At 41.0% G+C, this 19,138-nt stretch carries 15 protein-coding genes; 6 read left to right on the top strand and 9 right to left on the bottom strand.

Translation table 11 applies throughout. From position 1 onward, the window contains the following. The first annotated feature begins 116 nt into the window (after positions 1 to 116). Positions 117 to 3,914, top strand: coding sequence for a hypothetical protein (locus MHO82_RS08880; protein ID WP_239183543.1), 3,798 nt, complete (start codon positions 117 to 119; stop codon positions 3,912 to 3,914). A gap of 96 nt (positions 3,915 to 4,010) precedes the next feature. On the opposite strand, the gene MHO82_RS08875 is transcribed toward MHO82_RS08880, so the two are convergent. Next, positions 4,011 to 4,820, bottom strand: a complete 810-nt coding sequence (locus MHO82_RS08875; protein ID WP_239183541.1) for a helix-turn-helix transcriptional regulator — start codon at positions 4,818 to 4,820, stop codon at positions 4,011 to 4,013. Between the two features lie 83 nt (positions 4,821 to 4,903). Here MHO82_RS08875 and MHO82_RS08870 point away from each other — a divergent pair, with 83 nt between their 5' ends. Then, complete coding sequence (locus MHO82_RS08870; RefSeq protein WP_239183540.1) at positions 4,904 to 6,091, top strand: MFS transporter; 1,188 nt, start codon at positions 4,904 to 4,906, stop codon at positions 6,089 to 6,091. A gap of 153 nt (positions 6,092 to 6,244) precedes the next feature. Here MHO82_RS08870 and MHO82_RS08865 read toward each other — a convergent pair whose 3' ends face one another. Beyond that, entirely contained in the window at positions 6,245 to 7,081 is an 837-nt protein-coding gene (locus MHO82_RS08865) for a hypothetical protein (protein ID WP_239183539.1), read from the bottom strand. Between the two features lie 323 nt (positions 7,082 to 7,404). Then, the gene (locus MHO82_RS08860; protein WP_239183538.1) at positions 7,405 to 10,497 is read right to left on the bottom strand and encodes a hypothetical protein; all 3,093 of its coding nucleotides are present in this window, start codon (positions 10,495 to 10,497) and stop codon (positions 7,405 to 7,407) included. Between the two features lie 733 nt (positions 10,498 to 11,230). Here MHO82_RS08860 and MHO82_RS08855 point away from each other — a divergent pair. Beyond that, the gene (locus MHO82_RS08855) at positions 11,231 to 11,767 is read left to right on the top strand and encodes a cytochrome b (protein ID WP_239183537.1); all 537 of its coding nucleotides are present in this window, start codon (positions 11,231 to 11,233) and stop codon (positions 11,765 to 11,767) included. A gap of 55 nt (positions 11,768 to 11,822) precedes the next feature. Continuing rightward, positions 11,823 to 12,500 (top strand): hypothetical protein, encoded by a 678-nt coding sequence (locus tag MHO82_RS08850; RefSeq protein ID WP_239183535.1) that lies wholly within the window; start codon positions 11,823 to 11,825, stop codon positions 12,498 to 12,500. A 113-nt stretch (positions 12,501 to 12,613) separates the two neighbouring features. Here MHO82_RS08850 and MHO82_RS08845 read toward each other — a convergent pair whose 3' ends face one another. The 4 genes from MHO82_RS08845 to MHO82_RS08830 all read right to left on the bottom strand — a co-directional run bounded on the left by MHO82_RS08845 (position 12,614) and on the right by MHO82_RS08830 (position 16,157). Next, positions 12,614 to 13,867, bottom strand: coding sequence for an FAD-dependent oxidoreductase (locus MHO82_RS08845; RefSeq protein WP_275440561.1), 1,254 nt, complete (start codon positions 13,865 to 13,867; stop codon positions 12,614 to 12,616). Further along, on the bottom strand, positions 13,867 to 15,249 hold the full coding sequence (locus tag MHO82_RS08840) for an FAD/NAD(P)-binding oxidoreductase (RefSeq protein ID WP_239183534.1): 1,383 nt from the start codon (positions 15,247 to 15,249) through the stop codon (positions 13,867 to 13,869). The genes MHO82_RS08845 and MHO82_RS08840 overlap by 1 nt, the downstream gene beginning before the upstream one ends. Positions 15,250 to 15,252: 3 nt before the next feature. Further along, the gene (locus tag MHO82_RS08835; RefSeq protein WP_239183533.1) at positions 15,253 to 15,561 is read right to left on the bottom strand and encodes a (2Fe-2S)-binding protein; all 309 of its coding nucleotides are present in this window, start codon (positions 15,559 to 15,561) and stop codon (positions 15,253 to 15,255) included. A gap of 320 nt (positions 15,562 to 15,881) precedes the next feature. Further along, positions 15,882 to 16,157: a nitrogenase-stabilizing/protective protein NifW gene (locus MHO82_RS08830; protein ID WP_239183748.1), complete on the bottom strand. Its 276-nt coding sequence runs from the start codon at positions 16,155 to 16,157 to the stop codon at positions 15,882 to 15,884. A gap of 320 nt (positions 16,158 to 16,477) precedes the next feature. Here MHO82_RS08830 and MHO82_RS08825 point away from each other — a divergent pair, with 320 nt between their 5' ends. Beyond that, positions 16,478 to 16,741: a hypothetical protein gene (locus tag MHO82_RS08825; RefSeq protein ID WP_239183531.1), complete on the top strand. Its 264-nt coding sequence runs from the start codon at positions 16,478 to 16,480 to the stop codon at positions 16,739 to 16,741. A gap of 205 nt (positions 16,742 to 16,946) precedes the next feature. Continuing rightward, a complete protein-coding gene (locus tag MHO82_RS08820) occupies positions 16,947 to 17,741 on the top strand; it encodes an EAL domain-containing protein (RefSeq protein WP_239183530.1) in 795 nt (264 codons plus the stop codon). A gap of 380 nt (positions 17,742 to 18,121) precedes the next feature. Here the strand turns inward: MHO82_RS08820 and MHO82_RS08815 are convergent, their stop codons facing one another. Both MHO82_RS08815 and MHO82_RS08810 read right to left on the bottom strand, forming a co-directional pair. After that, complete coding sequence (locus MHO82_RS08815) at positions 18,122 to 18,310, bottom strand: hypothetical protein (protein ID WP_239183529.1); 189 nt, start codon at positions 18,308 to 18,310, stop codon at positions 18,122 to 18,124. After that, positions 18,307 to 19,138: hypothetical protein (locus MHO82_RS08810; protein ID WP_239183527.1), on the bottom strand; the 832-nt coding region annotated here is incomplete at its 5' end. The genes MHO82_RS08810 and MHO82_RS08815, both read right to left, overlap by 4 nt.

Raw genomic sequence — 19,138 nt, 5'->3', positions numbered from 1 at the left:
CCTGTACATCTACTTTACGTCTAGTTAATAATACACTCATTAATATAATCAATAAGAACCAGCATTCATATTTGTATGTCTTTAATCTCACCTGTATTACACCAAGGATGGATTTAATGAAAAAAAAACCACTAGTAATTGCGCTTGGTCTATCAAGTTCAATTGGACTTGTCGGTTGTGGCGGTGGCGATGACAATAGCTCATCAAACACAACTCCAGCGACACCATCAACGTCTTACAGCGTAACCGCTATTGATGGCTACCTACAAAATGCCCAAGTTTGGCTGGATTTAGATAAAGATTTCCAGTTAGATGCTAATGAACCAGGTGCCACTACTGGCGCTGGCGGTAAAGCATCACTGGATGTAACAGGAATTGACAACCCAGGGCAATATCCTGTGGTTGTGCGCTCAATTAAAGGCAAAACGGTCGACGAAGACACGGGAAATACCGTTGCTAGCGACTACGTAATGTCAGCACCAGCGGGTCAGCAAGATGTCACCCCTCTTTCCACACTTGTTCATGTGCATCTAGAATCAAACCCAACGGCAACCGAATCAGAAGCTGTTACGACTGTGGCAAATGAACTAGGTATTGAAGCAGCAGCCGTACTTGGCGATTTCATTGAAGATGGCCACAAAGACGCAGCATTTGGTGCTCGTAGCCTAGTTGCATCAGGCACTTTACCAACAACAACAACTGAGCTAAAAACGGCTTCTGATAACTCAAACTCCCTTCTAGGTAGCTCTAAGATTGATTCAATAAAAACAACAATTGAAACCAAAACAGACGCCGAGCTTGACGACATTGTTTTCAACCAAGCAGGTAATGCTGATGTTGATACCGATAATGACGGTGTTGCAGATACCGATGACAAATTCCCCAATGACGCAAGTGAGTGGCTAGATTCGGACGAAGATGGTAGCGGTGATAATACCGATACTGACGATGACAACGACGGCGTAGAAGATGATGCCGACGAAATGCCATTTGATGAAAATGAATCAAAAGACTCAGATCAAGATGGCTTAGGCGATAACGCGGATTTAGATGATGATAACGACGGCTCACTCGATACCGAAGATGCATTCCCTAATGACGGTTCTGAGTATCTAGACACCGATGGTGATGGTACTGGTAACAACAAAGACACCGATGACGACGGCGATAACGTTGCCGATGTTGATGATGCCTTCCCACTTGATGAAAAAGAATCAGCAGACTTCGACCAAGATGGCACTGGTGATAACGCAGATTTAGATGACGATAACGATGGCGTAAACGATGATGAAGACGCTTTCGATTTTGATGATACCGAGTCTGTCGACACCGACGGCGATGGCATTGGCAACAACGCTGATACTGATGACGACAATGACGGTGTATCTGATGAAGATGACGCGTTCGATCTCGATGATAAAGAATCTATCGATACCGACGGCGATGGCATTGGTAACAACGCTGATACTGATGACGATAACGACGGGGTATCAGATGATAAAGATGCATTCCCATCAGATCCTTCTGAGTCTGAAGATTCAGATCAAGATGGCACAGGTAACAACGCTGATACCGATGATGATAATGATGGTATTAGCGATGAAGACGACCTTGATCCAACAAACCCTGATGTTGGCCAACCTGAAACATCTAAAGTTGTCGACTTTATAAACAAAAACAGCACCTTCTACTCACTATGGTCTGAAAACGACCATGGTAATGGGCAGTTCTTCTTACAAGAATTTACCCCTAATGGTAATACAGCACCACAAAGCAACCTATCAAAAGTGAATACCGACGGCACACTCACCACGGTTGCGCCAGGTGTTGAGAGTGAAGTGCTTCTTACTGCTTCTGGTTGGCAAGATGTCAATGAAGACTACACATTCACCATCGATGGCAACAACATTTCTGTTTCTCCAACCAGTGCACCAAGTATTTCATACTCTGTAACAGGTACAGTAAAAGATCTGTCGACTCTCCTTTTAGAAGAGTACGGTGGTGATTGGTCTGATTCTCTACATGATGAAGATGCAACATTCCCACAAGGTTCTGAAGCGGCAATTCTAACTCTTACGCCTAAGCAAGACATTTATGAGCTGCATAACGACTCACCTTGGTTCTGGCATGGTAATGATGGCCAAGGAGATAGCTTCGTAACACCAACTGTGGCGGAAATGATTTCGGATACATCGGCGGGTGACGGTGCCAGATCTGGCTCTGTTAAAGGCGTTGCTCTTGGTTACCATATTGGTGTTGAGCTAGTAAAAGGCGGACAAGCTAACTACTATGACTGGCACTGGGAAATCAGCTCTGATGCCCCTGTTGAACTGGTAGACTCTGGCACTTGGACAATGACGACGATAAACAATGTTGATATCGTTCAGTTCACCGTTCCAGATAAGGTAATCACAGCATGGAAAGAGCAGTGGTATGACAGAGATGCCGATGTGTTACTTTCGGCATACAACGGTAAAGTTCACTTCGGCAGCGTAAACAAAGCTTCGGACAAAGACGCAGCAGAAAATGACGTAGCCATGTACAACCCGACGGCAAAAGATGCGCTGCTTTCTGAACTAGACGTTGAATTTGAGCCATGCTACATCGGCGATAAAGAAAACGGAGCAACAGAAGCTGAGTTTAATACTGTATTAGCAGAGTGTGGTGGCATGTCTACGCCAATCACTGCTGAGATGATCTCAGGTAAAAACTTCCAACGTGAACGCTCAAACGGCACTCTCCGTGATTACACTTTTAATGCTGATGGCACTGCAACCGTGTATAAGAGTGAAGGTGGTGACTACACTCGCCAGTGGTCAATTACTAATGGCGTTTTAAACCTTCACTACACTGATGGTGAAGAGTCCAGTAAATGGCTATGGGTGATCACTGATCAATCTGAAGGCCAGTGGGCATTAAAAACGTTTGAAGCTGCATCTGAATACAACAATGCAGAGCAATTGGAAAGCTTCTCTTCCATTTGGGCAACGGTAGTTACTGAAAAAGAGCGCGCTGTAAACCCAGAACCAACAACATGTAAAATCACTGAAAAAGAAAGTGGTGCTACGATTGAAGAGTTCAACGCTCAATTAGCAGCATGTACTGATTTACCAACAGGGACCACTCAAGACGTTATTGGCGCTAAGCTCACACGAGTCAATGGCTCAAACCAAACTCGAACTCTGATCTTCTCAGACAATGGTGATGCGGTTTACTACCGTAATACTGTTGCTAAAGCGCGTAAATGGCTGGTTAACTCAGAAGGTAACCTTGAACTCTACAATGAAGATCAATCTGAACTTCTAACACTAATGCGTTTAATCAAAGATGATTACCACACGCTAGAGTTTGCAACCTTTGACACGGATGACAAAAGCATCTGGAATGTCACTTACAAAGACGTTGAAGAGCTAGATCAAATACACTCTTGTGAGATCATGGATTCAGACTGGAACGATGAAACTGACAGCCCGAATACGTACCGTACTTATGAAGAGTTCACGCAATCAGTCAGCGCTTGCCTAGCCCAAACGAATAATCAAACGGGTAACCGAGCGAAATTTAGCGATAAGTTCTTAGAGCAAGGTTTAACCCTAACCTCTATTAATGAAGCAGAAGATGATTATGAAGAATATCGCCTAAATAGCGATGGTACAGGCGCATTTGTTTATGATGGTAATAAGTCAGCAAATGCTACTTGGAGCGTTGATAGCAATGGCATCCTAAAAGTCATCATCACGGGTACTAACAATAAAGGTGAAGCGTACACCGCTCATGACTTCCTAGCTATCGTTGATACTAACGGCCTTGAATACAGCATCAAAGCTTTCTCAAGGGCGACAGACTGGAAAGGCGTTGATGCAAATGCCGAAGGTGATTTATGGAGCGGTGTATTTACACCAATCACTAAATAACCTTAAACCAGTAGAGTAACCTCTAAAATGCCAGTCGATATGACTGGCATTTTTATTTCAAGCGTTATAACCCTGCCCCACACATCCCTTACTGCTTCAAGAAAAATACCCTTTTGGCGTATCCTTAAAATACTGATGAAACGCATAAGTGAATGCTGACGGGGAACTATAACCAACCTCAAAGGCCGCTTGCGTCACCGACATGCCCTGCTCCAATAAAGTCAAAGAATGAAGTAAACGTACCTTTTGACGCCACTCTTTAAACCCCACTCCCGTATCAGCTAAGAACAGCCGTGTTAATGTTCGACTGGATAGCCCTAATTTACTGGCCCACTGCTCAATACTCAGCGAATTTGCAGGGTTTAATTGCAACGCTTTCACTAACTCCGCTAGCCGTGGATCTTTCGGTATGAGTAACGACAATGTCGTTTGCGGCTGAGTGCCTAATTGATCAAGTAATACGGACAACAACCTAAAATCTTTTGGTTGCCATTGTTCATCAACATCACAACGTTCAACTACCGCTAAAATTAACTCTCTAATCAAACTCGATATATTAAACACTTGGCAAGCCGAGCCTAAACCCTCAACTTGATCAGGACGAAAATACAAACTTCTAAATTTAGCGCCTGCGGGAGAAAAAGTACGATGCTGCCAACCAGGGGGAACCCAAACCGCTCTTTGAGGAGGGATCACTGTAGATTGCTCAAGCATTTCAACATTCAGCACCCCTTCAGAAGCGTACATCAACTGGTACCAAGTATGGGTATGGAATTCACCATGATGCCCTGCTGGCATGTCAACTTGCCGAGCCAGCACACATTGATTCTCTGCTTGGGCAATTTGTTCATTAGATTCACGCCGCGATAAACCCGACTTCACATTGTCATGTCTTTCAAACGACATAAATTGGCCCTTCATCGAAAGTAAGCCATCAACATACTTGATAGTCTAGTAAGCATCAACTCTCTTGCTGCTAAGGACATACCATGACGACAACAGTACAAAAAAAAGCATGGCAAACCCCGCAAACCTTTTTGATCCTCATTTCTATTGCCGTGCCGATTGCTTTTGCAACTTGGCAAGCTTTACTCAATAACTTTGTCATCGAAAAAGCCAATTTTACTGGCGCTGACATTGGCTTACTTCAAAGTGTGCGAGAAATTCCGGGCTTTCTTGCCTTCACCGCCGTGTTTGTTCTTCTCTTTATACGAGAACAAAAATTCATCATCCTTTCTTTAATCATGCTCGCAATCGGCGTAGCCATCACTGGTTTTTTCCCCTCAGTGGCTGGTTTGCTGTGTACCACTTTATTAATGTCTGTGGGCTTTCACTACTTTGAAACACTAAAACAATCTTTGTCATTACAATGGCTAACAAAAGAAGAAGCGCCAGAGGTGCTCGGCAAACTGATCTCTGTTGGCGCTTTTGCTTCACTGATCACTTATGGTGTTTTATGGGTATTACTGGAACAACTACAGCTAGATTTTAAATGGGTTTACCTCATCGCCGGTTCGGCATCACTTAGTTTGGTTATTTTCATTTGGTTAAGCTTCCCCACTTTTGAAGCTCAAACGCCCCAGCATAAAAAACTCATATTACGCAAACGCTATTGGCTTTATTACGCACTCACATTTATGAGCGGAGCAAGAAGACAGATCTTCATCGTGTTTGCTGGATTTTTAATGGTAGAAAAGTTTGGCTATTCCGCAGCAGACATCACCCTGCTCTTTTTAATCAATTATCTTTTTAACTGGTTATTTGCAAAAAAAATCGGCCAAATAATAGGAAAGGTTGGTGAACGTAAGGCCCTTGCGTTCGAGTATGTAGGTTTAATTGCGGTATTTGTAGGTTATGCGTTTGTCGATTCCGCCGAGTGGGCAGCAGCTTTATACGTGATCGATCACCTGTTTTTTGCTCTAGCTCTTGCCATTAAAACCTACTTTCAAAAAATTGCAGATCCTGCCGATATTGCCTCAACCGCAGGAGTTGCTTTTACCATCAACCACATTGCAGCTGTTATTATCCCTGTTTCCTTTGGCTTATTGTGGCTTGTCTCTCCAGCCAGTGTATTTTTAGCCGGAGCAATCATGGCTCTGATATCACTGATTTTAGCGTGTAACATTCCCAGTCAGCCAGACATGGGAAACGAGGTAAGAAAACTAAAGTGGGCATAACTTAGAAACGTTACTGAAAGTGATAAAAAGAAAGAAGTCACCAACACTTACTCGTTCTAGTTACAACGATATAGAATGCGGTGACTTCTGATTTCATGAATCTAAAACCCACCTTGCTCGTTCAACACGAAATAGGTTTCTACTTGTTGTTACTCAGATTAAATCAGAAAGTGGCATCCAATTTGAGGGATCACAACGGTTGTTCATACCTATCATGTTGCTAGTTTGTGTCATGACCTCTAAGTATTCAGGTGCAACAGAATTCTTGGTCATCACAGCTCTATAATCCGAATCATCATCCTCTGAGTTCGCAACATGCTCCTTTTTAACACGAAGCATAACTTGCTCTCCGGCTATGTGTTGCTTATAAGTTGTATAAGCGTCTTCAGCATATTCTGGCTTTGCAAAGTAGATATGGCTTGTTGTAATCAACTCTTCAATAGCATAACGAGCCGAAATGTAGTCACGTGCCAAATTACCAAGGAAATGGCATTTATCAGTCAATATAGATGAAACAAAAGTGTTATATCTTTCAGTTTCAGCTTCTTTGTTCTTCTTCATTAACGCCAACTCTTCCCGTGTTTTCGGCTTTCTGGTCAATGCAGGCTGAATCCACTTCTTTTTCTTAGGCGGTAAGTTGGGAAACCATGCATAATATTGCTTTATCTTTTCTTCCCTTTTAGCCTCAACTAAAGGTACATCTGTTGAGTTTTCTCCTGTAAGAGTAAATTGCATGGGTAAATAAGCCTGACCTTTATTCTCGCTGATCTGGTTTTCTGTATAACCGCTCGATATTATCTGCTTTACATAAGTAGATAACTCTCCCACAACCCTACCCATTTCCCTCTTCTGACGATCCTTAGCAAAAGATCCATCAGGGTGAGCACGATTCGAACCAGTACGCATTACCTGAGATTTCATCCCATTCTCTTTAATTAAAAGAGCTAATGGTTTGCTTGTAAGATGATAGTAGTAATTTAAATCGTTCATATTAGTCTATACTTCTCCTTACTTATTTAACTTTAGGGTCGTAGTCACTCTAATTAGTCACCAGATAATATTGATGGTTTCTTATTTTCTTAGCATGGTTATTCAACTGCATATTCAGTTTTTAATAAAATAAGAGTTTATTCCATTAATATTATTAGCTTTCCTTAACCAATCTGCTCATTTTGGGAAACGAGGTAAGAAAACTAAAGTGTGCATAGCTTAGAAATGTTACTGCAAGTGATAAAAAGAAAGAAGCCACCAACACTTACTCGTTCTAGTTACAACGATATAAAATGCGGTGACTTCTGATTTTCTTAGTGTGGTTACTTGTCAGTATCTTTCGTTATTTTTAACTCAATACGATTCCATTCCAGTAATTTCACAGGTTGCCCTGAACCAGTCACAGGGCCTGGGCCATGAACCTCAAATCCACCTTGCTCGTTCGGCGAATAATACTTTTCAGCCTGGCGATATACCACAAACGGCACTTCTGTTACCCATTCACCATCATAGGGAATGGCTTCTAGTCGGCTTTTATCAACAACGGTATAAGTGACATAACGGCTCGTTTTATTAAATAAACAATAGCTACCTCTTTCGATTGAGACCTCTTCTTTTTCCCTCATCAAGTTTGGTATATTTAAAAGATGAACCTTAGTCGCACAGCCCTCGTAACGTCGTACGTAAATTCTTATTGGTTGGGTAAGAACTCTAGGTAAAGATTCATCTACTGACTTCATCATTACTTCCAGAGCAACCCCTTTACCTAACCTTTGAACCTCATCTTCGGTTGGCTGGAGTACTTTAGCTCCGGCAAAACCAAGTAGTGAATAACCTAAACCACTGAACTGTGGCTTGTGGTTCAATGAGCTTTCAACCGAGGTAAATACTGCTGCCAACGGTATATCTTGAGTCGATTGACCAGGTTCCGGTGGGTTCACTTTTATTGTTCTACTAGCAACACGGGAATCCGATGCTTTATAGAACTCACTTTCCCTCTCTGAAATATGCACATAAGCCAGTTTATTACTTGCGTCATAGTCTAATAAAGAGACTTCACCACTGTTATAATCAATGGATGCATAGTCACTAGCATTTCCATCTACATTGGCAACACTATACGAACGGCTTCCATAAGCCGTTGGTAAATCAAGCGTTACTTTCTTCAGTGGCGCATATTCGATGGACTCATGTTTCATTGCAATGCCAGGATGCGGTGCCTTATCGATAAATGCCCCTTCGTTAAATTCTTTCGCCTTGTAGTTGCGTGTCGCCTGCGCATTAACCGTTACAAAAAACGATCCAGTTGAGCGCATGGTTACCTCACCATTGCCTACGCCTAGTTGAACAGGTGAAGTATCTTCATTGTAAACTTGGTAGCTCAGCGGCCCTTTAACATTATTAAATACTGGGCTAATAACGCCCCCTTTTTCATAAACGGCGTTGCTGTAACTAACCGTTACTGGATTATCTGCTTGCTCAATAGTGACAGGGAACGTGACAGATGCTGGTCCAGACTTATCATCACCAGAGTCTGTAACTCGAACCAATGCGCTACCTACCTCTAGTAAGGTCACCACACCCGTGTTCGGATCTACTTCAATCACACCAGAATCACTTTGTTCTGCTACCAATTCAAAACGTAGATTACCCGTTCCGCCTCCAATCGCAGGAGGACGAGTTGTTGGTCGTCCTTCTACAAAAGTACGAACAAGTCCACCGTCCACTTTCAAATGTGAACTCGCAGGGTTAACCACTAATTTGACTCTTTTCGGATCTGAAGCCAAATAGTTCTTACTTGCTTCACTCACCACATCAAAATTTGCTGAACCACTACGTTTAAGCGTAAAACACTGCTTGCTTGCATCGTATTGTGCAACATGGTCATCCGCACTCGATACCGGTGTGATCCGAAGATCCCCTTTATTGCCACTCACCGAAAGGTTGACACAAGAACCATCAACATAGGTCGTCGTGATATTACGGACAGTCCATGCAGGATGGGCCGCTTTTAACACGTTAATGGTCAGCGCTGCTGTTGCAGGTTGGTAATATTCGCCACCATCATCGGTTACCGATAGCTCAGCAATCCCAGCGTTCTTGATCAGTAGCTTATTCCCAGAAGGAGCAACAACATCGCTACTTCCCGAAAAGCTAAGTGAACCTAATTGCCCCTGTAGAGTTGGTGAAATTGACTGATTTTCATTAAAGCGATACGTCAGCTCTTGAGACTTGAAATGAGGATGTACAGCTTTAGAAACGGTCATCTGAAATAAACGCTCGTCTGCGTGATAATTTCCATTTTGATCGTCAACCACTTTAATTTCAGCAAAACCGACACCAATGATTTTCAGTTGATTTGTTTGGCTATCCACCTCAACAACATTGTTACCATTAAGCACTTCATAACGCACCTCAGCCTTATTGTTATTAACGGCTGGCGTATAAATATAGTCCGCCTGATAAGGAATCTCAGCATTACTGATTTGCAGAGGTTGGCGAGATCCTTTCAAAATACGAACATCAAAATAGCTCTCTTGTTTCGCATCACCATAGGTAGAACCTAACTGCTGAGTTGCCTTAATTTTTACGCTCCCGCTACTTAATACATTGATATAGCCACTATTGGGAGCGACCGATACCACATCACTGTTTTCGTAGCCTTCAGCCAATTCGTACTGGTAAGTACCGCTATCAACACCACTCATTTTTACAGGATTTAAAGTTAAACCTTCAGTAAAAGGGCGTTCCAAATCTTGATAACTCAGCACGTCAGGATTAACAGAATGAATATCGATGGTAGAGGTCACCGTCGATGGCAGGTAATTACGATTACCGCTGTCGGTGATCGTCACCGTTACTTTGCCAGACTGACCATTGGAAACGATATAATGAGTATCTTCATCGAAAGTAACAAAGTTAGCAGGCTCGAAACGATAACTAAGATCGCCCTTGTTACCCTGAACAGATAGATAGGCTTTTTTCGTTTCGATCGTAGGCAATTGTAAGTAAGAAGAAAAAAGCTGACTATTTTCGGTTGGTTTAACCGTAACATTAAACGTGGTTACCGACGTTTTATAATAAGCACTGCTATCTTCGACTTCGATTTTCGTCTCACCCGCTGCAAGTAATGTTAATGCGCCTGTCGACGAATCAACCATCACGACATCACTCGCAGCTCCATCAGCCAGTCGATATAATTGGGTGCTGCCATAAATATTATTGACTTGCGGGTAAGCAATCCCATGCTTAGAGTATGTAAGATCAAGATCGCTTGCGGATAAGGCTAAACGATCTCTTTTCGCATCTGTTGTTGTCGTTTGTTTATTCGAGTCACCAGAGGAATCCCCTCCCCCACAGCCATAGAGAGCTAGGCTAGATAAAGCCATTACTAAAAAAATCTTTCTTTTCATCATTATGTACCTGAAGGTATATAACCATCCGTATTAAAAATCATTATGAACAGTGTTTTATTTTATTTGTAAATTTATCCTGCCCTGAGCAAAGGAACAGGCTTTCTCCTAATTCTATCTAGATAATAAAAATGACATTAAAACACTGTTTCAAATTATTTCAAGACGTTAACAAAATAAAACTTAATAAACTTTATAAAATAACAGGAAGAAATAACTCATAGACTATCAAGAAAAAACGTTTCACTACCTTGATAAAAGGCTACTTCTCAACCTCTATATCGGCACAACAAAGAGTGCATCAAAAAAAACAAAAACCACTAAAATCAAACACATAAAAAATATTGTTTTATTGTAAAAACCCTGAGTGAACCCAAACAAAACCAAGTCTCATAAATTTAATATCAAAGCATAAAGGAAAGAATTATTTCACATAATCACATTCATTAAGCAACTGGTCGGAGTAGATAATTATAATAATTTTCTATAAAGTCCGCGCCACAAAAAACAATTTGTAATATTTTGAAACAACTAAAATCACCTAATCATGTACGTCAAATTATTAAAACGGGAAAAAGATAATTTTCTTGATCGTTAAATAATATAGGTGCGTGTACTTTCAAAATAAAAAAGGAGGTTGTCATTATAAAATAGAGATAACTTTAAGGTTAAAGTCACAGAAAATATCCACTCTAATAGTAAAAACATATACGTTCCAAATAAAAAGCAGGAAAAAATGAATAGGAAACCCCCTCTCTCGTGGCAAACAATCGCGTTACACTGGATAACTGGATCCACTTTCATCGCCATATTTATTATTGGTTTATATATGGTAGATCTACCAAGAGGCCCAGAAAAAGGAGAATGGGTTAGGCTTCATCAATCTATTGGCCCATTATTTCTCATTATCGCTTCAATACGTTTATTTTGGCGAATAAAAGAAGGATCAATTAATCCATTATCCGTTATTCCCCAATGGCAAGAGAAACTTTCCCATTTTATACATGTACTACTTCTCGCCTCTACTATTGTTATGCCAATTTCTGGCATAGCAATGACCATTGGTGGTGGTAGAGATCTTAAAATATTTGAATGGGTCATACTCACTGCTGAAAATAAAATACCGCTTCTACAAGACTTAGGCTATTTAACCCATCAAATAACAGCAAATATCATCATTATCGCCTTAATTTTTCACATTATAGGAGCACTTAAACATCAAATTTTAAATAAAGACCACACTTTAAGCCGAATGTTTGGCTATCAGCGTTAATAAATGCCTCTGAGAACATTACATTTAATATCATAGACATAATTACGGAAATAAAATGAAAAACAATAAATTTTCAATAAAAACAATCTCTTTGATTAGCTTTCTTCTTACTCTACCAGCTCAAGCTGCCGACTATGGTGTCAGCATGAAGTATACGACCAATGATGCTCACGCTGTTTTAGATAATATGAGCACTCAAAAAGAAGCCTTTTCAGAGCTAATAAATCAAGGGCTGATTAAAGACATGTATATTCGTAATAGTGAGATTGATGGTAAAGAGCTTCCTATTATAAAGTTTGTTATCTCTGGAGAAAATGAAGAAGAGATAAAATCTAAGCTATCCACATTACCATTTCATAAGAAAAATTTCCTAGAAATAGAAAATATAAAGCTTCTTGGTGCTAAATGGTTGGATAGTACACCTCAATATGAAAATTATTCTTTAACTTTTAAATGGATTAAACCAATTAAAAATATCGAGTTTGATAAAATATTAGGAAATGATTTACAACGTATTATTGCCTTAAACCAAGCGGGACAAATTACTTCTTCGTATCTAAACACACAAGAAGATGAAGATGGTATGGTGAAACCCGTCTATCTATTATCGATACGTGCTCAAAATGAAAAGAATGCCAAAGAATTAAGCAAACAATTTGATGCAGTGATTAAAGGCTACGCCGATGTTGATGTGGCATATTTAGGCTATAAGATCGATCTAAACAAGAAGTAAGTTACGCTTACTTATAATAATTCACTGTTATTCCCATAAAAATGCCCCTATTTTTAATTGAGGGGCATTCATTATTTACTTCTCTAATTCAAATTCTACGTTACAAAGAATGATTACAAACTGGTCTCAAGGTGGTACTCGCCTACCATATCCCCTTGCTCGTTTAAAAAACGCTGGTAAGAAAACGGCTCAATATCAATGCAGGTTGGTAACTCCCTTACAATTTCATTAATCACTCGACCAGTGATCGCAGACGTAAGCATGCCCGTTCTAAAGTGACCACAGGCATTTAAATACCCTTTTATTCCCGGCATCGGCCCTAAAATAGGCAGTTCATCAGGCGAGCCTGGTCTTAAACCAGCCCAGCACCGTTTAATGTTCATGTCTTTCAACGCTGGAATAGACTTCATTGCACCCTGAGCTAATTGCTTAATGTATTTAACATCATTTGTGGTATCGAAGCCTCTTTCTTCCGTGGTTGAACCAATTAAAATTTCACCGTTATCTTTTTGCGCAATATAACAATCACTTGTTGTCAGGCAACCATTCAACAGCTTAGGTAATTTTTCAGATATAATGACTTGCCCTTTCACGGGGAACACAGGCATGGGCATATCTGTAGCCCACTTACACAAGGTTTCAGCCCAAGCGCCAGCCGCATTCAGCATCAGGTTACACGGCAGTGAGCCCTTTTCTGTTTTCACGGCAACCACTTGATTGCCGCGACGTTCCACACCGATCACTTTGGTATTTAGGAATAAATCCACACCGTTTTGACGTGCCCCTTCCAAATAAGCTTCATTCAAGCGATAAGGGTTAATTTGATGATCACAATCAAACTCCATGGCCCCAATCGCCTCTTTAGAAATATTTGGTTCGCTGGACAATACCTCTTCCTGGTTTAACCAGCGCACGTGTTTTTGTCTATCTGGAATGGCGGCTGCAATATGCTCGGCATACATTCGATCGTACTTATCGAACATCAGAAATTTGAGTCCTGTACGCTCAAATTTAAAATCTACATTGTGGTTCTCAACCAACTCATTATATAACTCTGGATACATGGCATTAGACATCATTGACATATCAAAAAATGCCTTTGGCATAATGTGTGGTTTCATTTCAGGCGCATCCTCGCATCCAGATTCCCGCATCTGCTTAGACAAGGTTTTAAACAAAATCACACCACAACCAAGGCCGGTTGATTCGCCCATCGCCCATAGTCCACCAGCAGATGCCCGTGATGCATTACCAGGATATTTATAATCCACCACCGCAATTTTTAAATCTTTCTGACGACTGAGAAAATACGCCACAGAGGCACCGATAACACCACCACCACAAATTACAATATCGTATGCTTTCATTATTCATTCTCCAGCGCAGCAAACGGAATAGGGTCCAATGGGAAACGAGGTCGTACAAGATTTGCCGAATAATCATGCCCTTCATCGGCTAAACGGTCATAGCAATAATGTGAACATGTCTTACCTTGGCAGTCCCCCATTGTTACTCGCGTACGCATTTTCAATGTCACAATGTCTTTGCAACCTTGGGCAAGAGCTTCATCAATGGCTTTTCGTTTTACTTGTTCGCAACGGCATATCACGGTTTCTTCCGACGGTAAGTTTAATAAACCCGCTTGGCGATAGCCTGCATTATCAAACCCTTGTCGGAACCGATAAAGGCGAGATAATGTTTTACGTAAGCTCGCAACTTCTTTGTCTATGGTAAGAGGATCGGCTTTTCCTAACTCTTTCACGATGGACTTCGCTGCAATTTTTCCTTCAATAATTGCTGCATCCGCTCCTGCTAATTTGACACTGTCTCCCACGCAATGAATGTGATTCACACTGCTTCTTTGCCACTGATCCACATCGGGAATGGCTCCTCCCATGTGATCGTACTTCATATCAAGGCCCATCAATTGCGCTAACTGTGAACGTGCTGAAAAGCCATACCCTACACCAAGCGTATCAACAGAAAGGGTTTTAACCTTAGACGTGTCGGCATGCCAATTTTCATCGTATGGAGCTAGAGTCACTTCTGTTAACTGTTTTTCACCTTGTGCACTCACAATGCCCCATCCATAATGAAGTGGAATGTTGTTTTTCTTGAGATACCACATCATCGACAGACCACCCAATGCCTGCTGCGGACGATTTAACAGTGCAACGGTTTCTTTTGCTACGGAACTGAATGAAGCGGCTTCATAAATCCCCGACACTTCACACCCAGATTTATGTAACTGACAAGCAACCAGTATTAATAAAGGCCCAGTACCAACAAGCGCAACCTTATGGCCCGGACGCACTAAGCCACTTTTCAGTTGTAGCTGAATACCACCGAGAAGCATCACTCCTGGTAACTGCCAACCAGGAAAAGGAATGCTGCGTTCTTGACAGCCCGTAGCCAAAATTAAATGCTGGAACTCTAATGTCGATAGCTGATCATTGTTATTAATAAGAAGGCCATCTTTCCCTAACGGACCCAATACGCGAGTTTGGCTCTTTAATTCAATAAAAGAAGAATGTCTTTCATAATCTTGATGAAGTTTATTCATTGATTCTTTAAGTTTTTCATCAAGATGAGGCATGTCTGGTGTCTTGCGCCACGGCCCTCTGTAGATCACCCCTCCTACTTTGGGAGATTCATCAACAACCGTAGATGACAAATCATAACGAGCAAGTTCGGTAGCCGCAGATATCCCAGCAGGTCCAGCACCCACAATCACGATATTCTTGTCCATAACTTACTCCCCCCCTTCAATAACATAGTTATGACCGGTGGAAATATTCATGTCTGGCTTGACCACAGTTTGACACGCTCGTTGCTTATGTTTGCCATCAATATGCAATAAACAACAATGGCATACTCCCATACCACAATAAGCGCCTGACTCTGTTCCATAATCATTTTTCATTAACTGACGGATATTAGCTGCAAGCAATGCACTTAATACACTCTCTCCTTCTATCGCTTCAATAGCACGGCCATCAACACGAATTGAGAAAGGTTTATCGACTGCGCTTGTGATGTCTTGTTTTCTTATTTTCAACATATAAAGCCTTAACATTATGTTATTTAAAGACATATTGGTGTGGCTCTTTATGGCCACTCAATACTGCAATGAAACAATGTGCGCACGCGGCATATAGTCACACTTTTTTCATGGGTATTTTGAGCGGAACATCAACTTTTGATTATTTGGGAAAAACAAAAACATCAACTTTGTGATGTAAGGCACACCAAAACATGCGATATACGTCGAATAAAAGCCAATCTATTCATAATGAGAATCAATTAAAGAAAAAACAACGTGATTTATAAAATAGTTCATTCAAATAAAACACACTCAGCTGACAGCATTGCAATTAACTTCTAACGACGCTGACACGAGGTACACCCTCGACAAGCAGATCGAGAATAAGGATCTAAGCGGCTACGTTGAACTTTGCAGTACGCATTCTTAAGCGCACGACGAGCAGAAAACCAATCATCGGGCTTTTCTAGTAACAAGTACCCATTGAACCGCTTTACTAATTGTTCACGGTATTCCTCAATAAAGCGGCTATCAAAGCCTATCTCAAAATAATCTAGAGCTTGTTCAATGGAAGTAAAATTGGCGATAGTTTTCTGAATATCGGGTTGGCTCATCATCTGCACTTATAAAGGAATTTCCCGCAGTTTAAGAGAGAATTGCTCATCCGTTATTGATGTAGTACGTAGTTTCTTTGGTTTTCCCTATAGAGAAGTAAACACAATTGAGTCGTTGGCTCCATAGAGCCCTTCCTTACAAAACAAAAGGCTAAATTAGAATAATTATCCTAATTCAGCCTTTTTCACATAAGTTAATTAGCATTTATCCGCACTTATTGAATACATTAACTTCCTATTAAGGCACCGCCTGAATCTCATGTGCCTTTTATTGGTGGCGACTCCATCAACCAAAAACTGATCATCATTAGGAAGGAAGCATGTCATTAAAATCGATAACCCACTCCCTTGAAGAATATCAAGCATTAACAGGGCAAGAAGGTCAGCACATTGATGACTTATATTTGGCACTAAAATGCTTTTTCATCCAAAGTAAATATTTCTGTGCCCAAGACAAAATACGCTTAAGAGAACAAGCCCTATTTTCTCTTGCTCAGGAAGAGCATTTCTGCCGATTAACACATAACTTTTCCGCCAATGACGTCATTCAGAGCATTAAAAGCCAACTGACAAGCGCCAAGTAAATCAAGTAATGATGTAGGCTCCAACTCCGAAAAATGGACCAGATAGAGCTATTCATCTCTATACGAAGAGCGGCTTAAGGTCGCTCTTGTATCAACGCCTAAATAACCACAGCCTACCTCTATACCCTGTTAAGTCAGACATAACAGTAAGCTGTTATTGCTCTATAAACCAAATATTAAGCCTAAGCACTTTTAAGGTCTCAACATGTACCTGAACCAATCAGAAGACTTTCAAAAACACATGCAACTCAACGAAGACGGTCAATTTTATGTTGCCTATAAAAACTACCTATTCCAAAGTGTCTTCCAGCCGATATGTTTTGCAAACAAAGAGATATTTGCATTTGAAGGATTAGTCCGCATTGAAGATAAACAAGGTAACCGCATCAGACCTGATGCATTTTTTCGCTCACCAGAGCTAACGTTTGTAGACGCGGTAAATATTTCACTGCTTTGTGGAAGCCTTCACATGAGAAACTTTGCTCAATCAGTGCATAAAACAAAAAAGATTTTTATCAATACCCCGCCTACCGTTTTTCAAGTCGTTTCCCATGATAAGACCGCTGTTAATGCGTTGCTTTCTTTAATCTCTCGCCTCGGAATGTCGGCAGAGCAAATGGTTTATGAAATTTTGGAATTCGATGAAGGTGATATGCAAGTTATCCTTTCAGGCATCAATATCCTTAAGCAGCATGGGATCAGTATCGCGATGGATGACTATGGTATGAATGGATCAAATAAATCCAGAGCTGAAGCCTTACGCCCTAGCATTATTAAACTCGATAAATCACTTTTGGACAATTACATCAACCACCAAAGTGAAGAATTAGAAACCTCCATCAAGCTATGCAGAGAGTTAGGTGCAAAGATAATTTTAGAAGGGCTGGAAACCCAAGAACAACTACAAAAAGTATCACATCTAGGCATTGATATGTATCAAGGGTATCTACTAGGTCACCCACAGCCATTAGCAACAATGGCCAACGGCATACCGGCTTAAAAATACCATCAACTATCAACCTATCGGGGCGCTTGGGTCGGGCACTTTTGAACACAAGCGTACTCTATTATTAGCTTCTTTCTTAATCTCACTTCAGTCTCACTGAACCACCAAATAGCCAATTAACCCGCGAATTCAACTACCAAGTTCAAGTATTCTCGCAATAGCACCTTTCTCTAACGATCAATCACTCGTGATAACGTAGTAAACAACGAATACTTTTCGTACCACATATAAATGGAGCCTCAAAAGACTCTGCTGATTGAACATGGCGTCTGTGAGGATACAAAATAGTGAAGGATACCTAACTCATAAACCGCTTTTATGAGTTAGGTGAAGCTCTAAAAGCACAATCGCTTTATGTAGCGGTGCCTTTCGTTTTATCGCTCTGTGGACATTGCCAGAACCTGAGTACAAATATCCTGACGAAACTGTTTTTTATACATTTGATAGCGTTGCAGCTCACGACATACATCATCGCGATCCACATCAATAGTTATTAAAGGGTAGGCAAAAATAAAAATAACAACAATAAGCAGAAGAGCGACTGCTGAAGAAAGAAAAGTCATAATAGTAAAAGGAATGCTGAAGAATGATTCGGCTCATTCGAACGATCATGGAAGCAATTAATAATTTTGTTCTTTTCAGCGTAAACCACAAGAAAATCGATAAGCTCATGCATAGAAATGGCTCTTACACCTAAATCAATCACACAACCTGCATGATGACGATTAAAATCGGAGCCCACTCGAACGATCAAGTTATCAGGGCTAACCAATTGTTTGACTCGTTGAAGCAGGGAGCGTACTTGATTTTTACGTTTTGTTTTATCTCTAAAGACGGCGGTTTGAACAGGCACACCTACAAAACTGATATCACAGTCTGGTGCTTTAACCGCTGATCGAATGTTGCTCCCCAATGCCATTGCATCCGTCGCAATCCCTTTAACTAAACTAAAACCTGTCGCATCACTGCTGGTTGCGGCAGATTTGTTTTTTGCCACAGGAGAAAATTGACTCGCTCCCTTTTCTACAATCGCGCTGGCCGCCTTCCCTAATAATTCCGCATTATTGCTTCCTATCGAACCATTTAACGCATTTTGTAATACAGGAACGGTCGTGTTGGCAAAACCCGCGGTGACGCCTGTCATCGCCAAATGCCCGAAGTTATTAATGACTGCACTCGCAAAAGGATCAGCCGTCGCACTATTCAGCTCTTTGCTGCTGCGATTGATCCAAATTTTTATGCTTTGATATCGGTTGGTAACATAAAGATATTTCTCTTGTTTGGTTTCAATGTGATTGAGCTCTGCAATGATCGACTCAATCACACCAGACATGAACATGTCTTTGACTGATACGTCATAGGTTTGTTTATGCAGATTTCTGATCGGCAGT

Origin of the sequence: Vibrio sp. Of7-15 (genome assembly GCF_022347565.1) — a bacterium.
Taxonomy (GTDB): domain Bacteria; phylum Pseudomonadota; class Gammaproteobacteria; order Enterobacterales; family Vibrionaceae; genus NORP241.
The sequence above is the reverse complement of the archived record's forward strand: the minus strand, read 5'-3'. Positions and strand labels throughout refer to the sequence as shown.

Excerpts from the sequence above, each read along its gene's own strand:
- MHO82_RS08880 (WP_239183543.1), top strand. The coding sequence starts at position 117 with ATGAAAAAAAAACCACTAGTAATTGCGCTTGGTCTATCAAGTTCAATT.
- MHO82_RS08875 (WP_239183541.1), bottom strand. The coding sequence starts at position 4,820 with ATGTCGTTTGAAAGACATGACAATGTGAAGTCGGGTTTATCGCGGCGT.
- MHO82_RS08870 (WP_239183540.1), top strand. The coding sequence starts at position 4,904 with ATGACGACAACAGTACAAAAAAAAGCATGGCAAACCCCGCAAACCTTT.
- MHO82_RS08865 (WP_239183539.1), bottom strand. The coding sequence starts at position 7,081 with ATGAACGATTTAAATTACTACTATCATCTTACAAGCAAACCATTAGCT.
- MHO82_RS08860 (WP_239183538.1), bottom strand. The coding sequence starts at position 10,497 with ATGATGAAAAGAAAGATTTTTTTAGTAATGGCTTTATCTAGCCTAGCT.
- MHO82_RS08855 (WP_239183537.1), top strand. The coding sequence starts at position 11,231 with ATGAATAGGAAACCCCCTCTCTCGTGGCAAACAATCGCGTTACACTGG.
- MHO82_RS08850 (WP_239183535.1), top strand. The coding sequence starts at position 11,823 with ATGAAAAACAATAAATTTTCAATAAAAACAATCTCTTTGATTAGCTTT.
- MHO82_RS08845 (WP_275440561.1), bottom strand. The coding sequence starts at position 13,867 with ATGAAAGCATACGATATTGTAATTTGTGGTGGTGGTGTTATCGGTGCC.
- MHO82_RS08840 (WP_239183534.1), bottom strand. The coding sequence starts at position 15,249 with ATGGACAAGAATATCGTGATTGTGGGTGCTGGACCTGCTGGGATATCT.
- MHO82_RS08835 (WP_239183533.1), bottom strand. The coding sequence starts at position 15,561 with ATGTTGAAAATAAGAAAACAAGACATCACAAGCGCAGTCGATAAACCT.
- MHO82_RS08830 (WP_239183748.1), bottom strand. The coding sequence starts at position 16,157 with ATGAGCCAACCCGATATTCAGAAAACTATCGCCAATTTTACTTCCATT.
- MHO82_RS08825 (WP_239183531.1), top strand. The coding sequence starts at position 16,478 with ATGTCATTAAAATCGATAACCCACTCCCTTGAAGAATATCAAGCATTA.
- MHO82_RS08820 (WP_239183530.1), top strand. The coding sequence starts at position 16,947 with ATGTACCTGAACCAATCAGAAGACTTTCAAAAACACATGCAACTCAAC.
- MHO82_RS08815 (WP_239183529.1), bottom strand. The coding sequence starts at position 18,310 with ATGACTTTTCTTTCTTCAGCAGTCGCTCTTCTGCTTATTGTTGTTATT.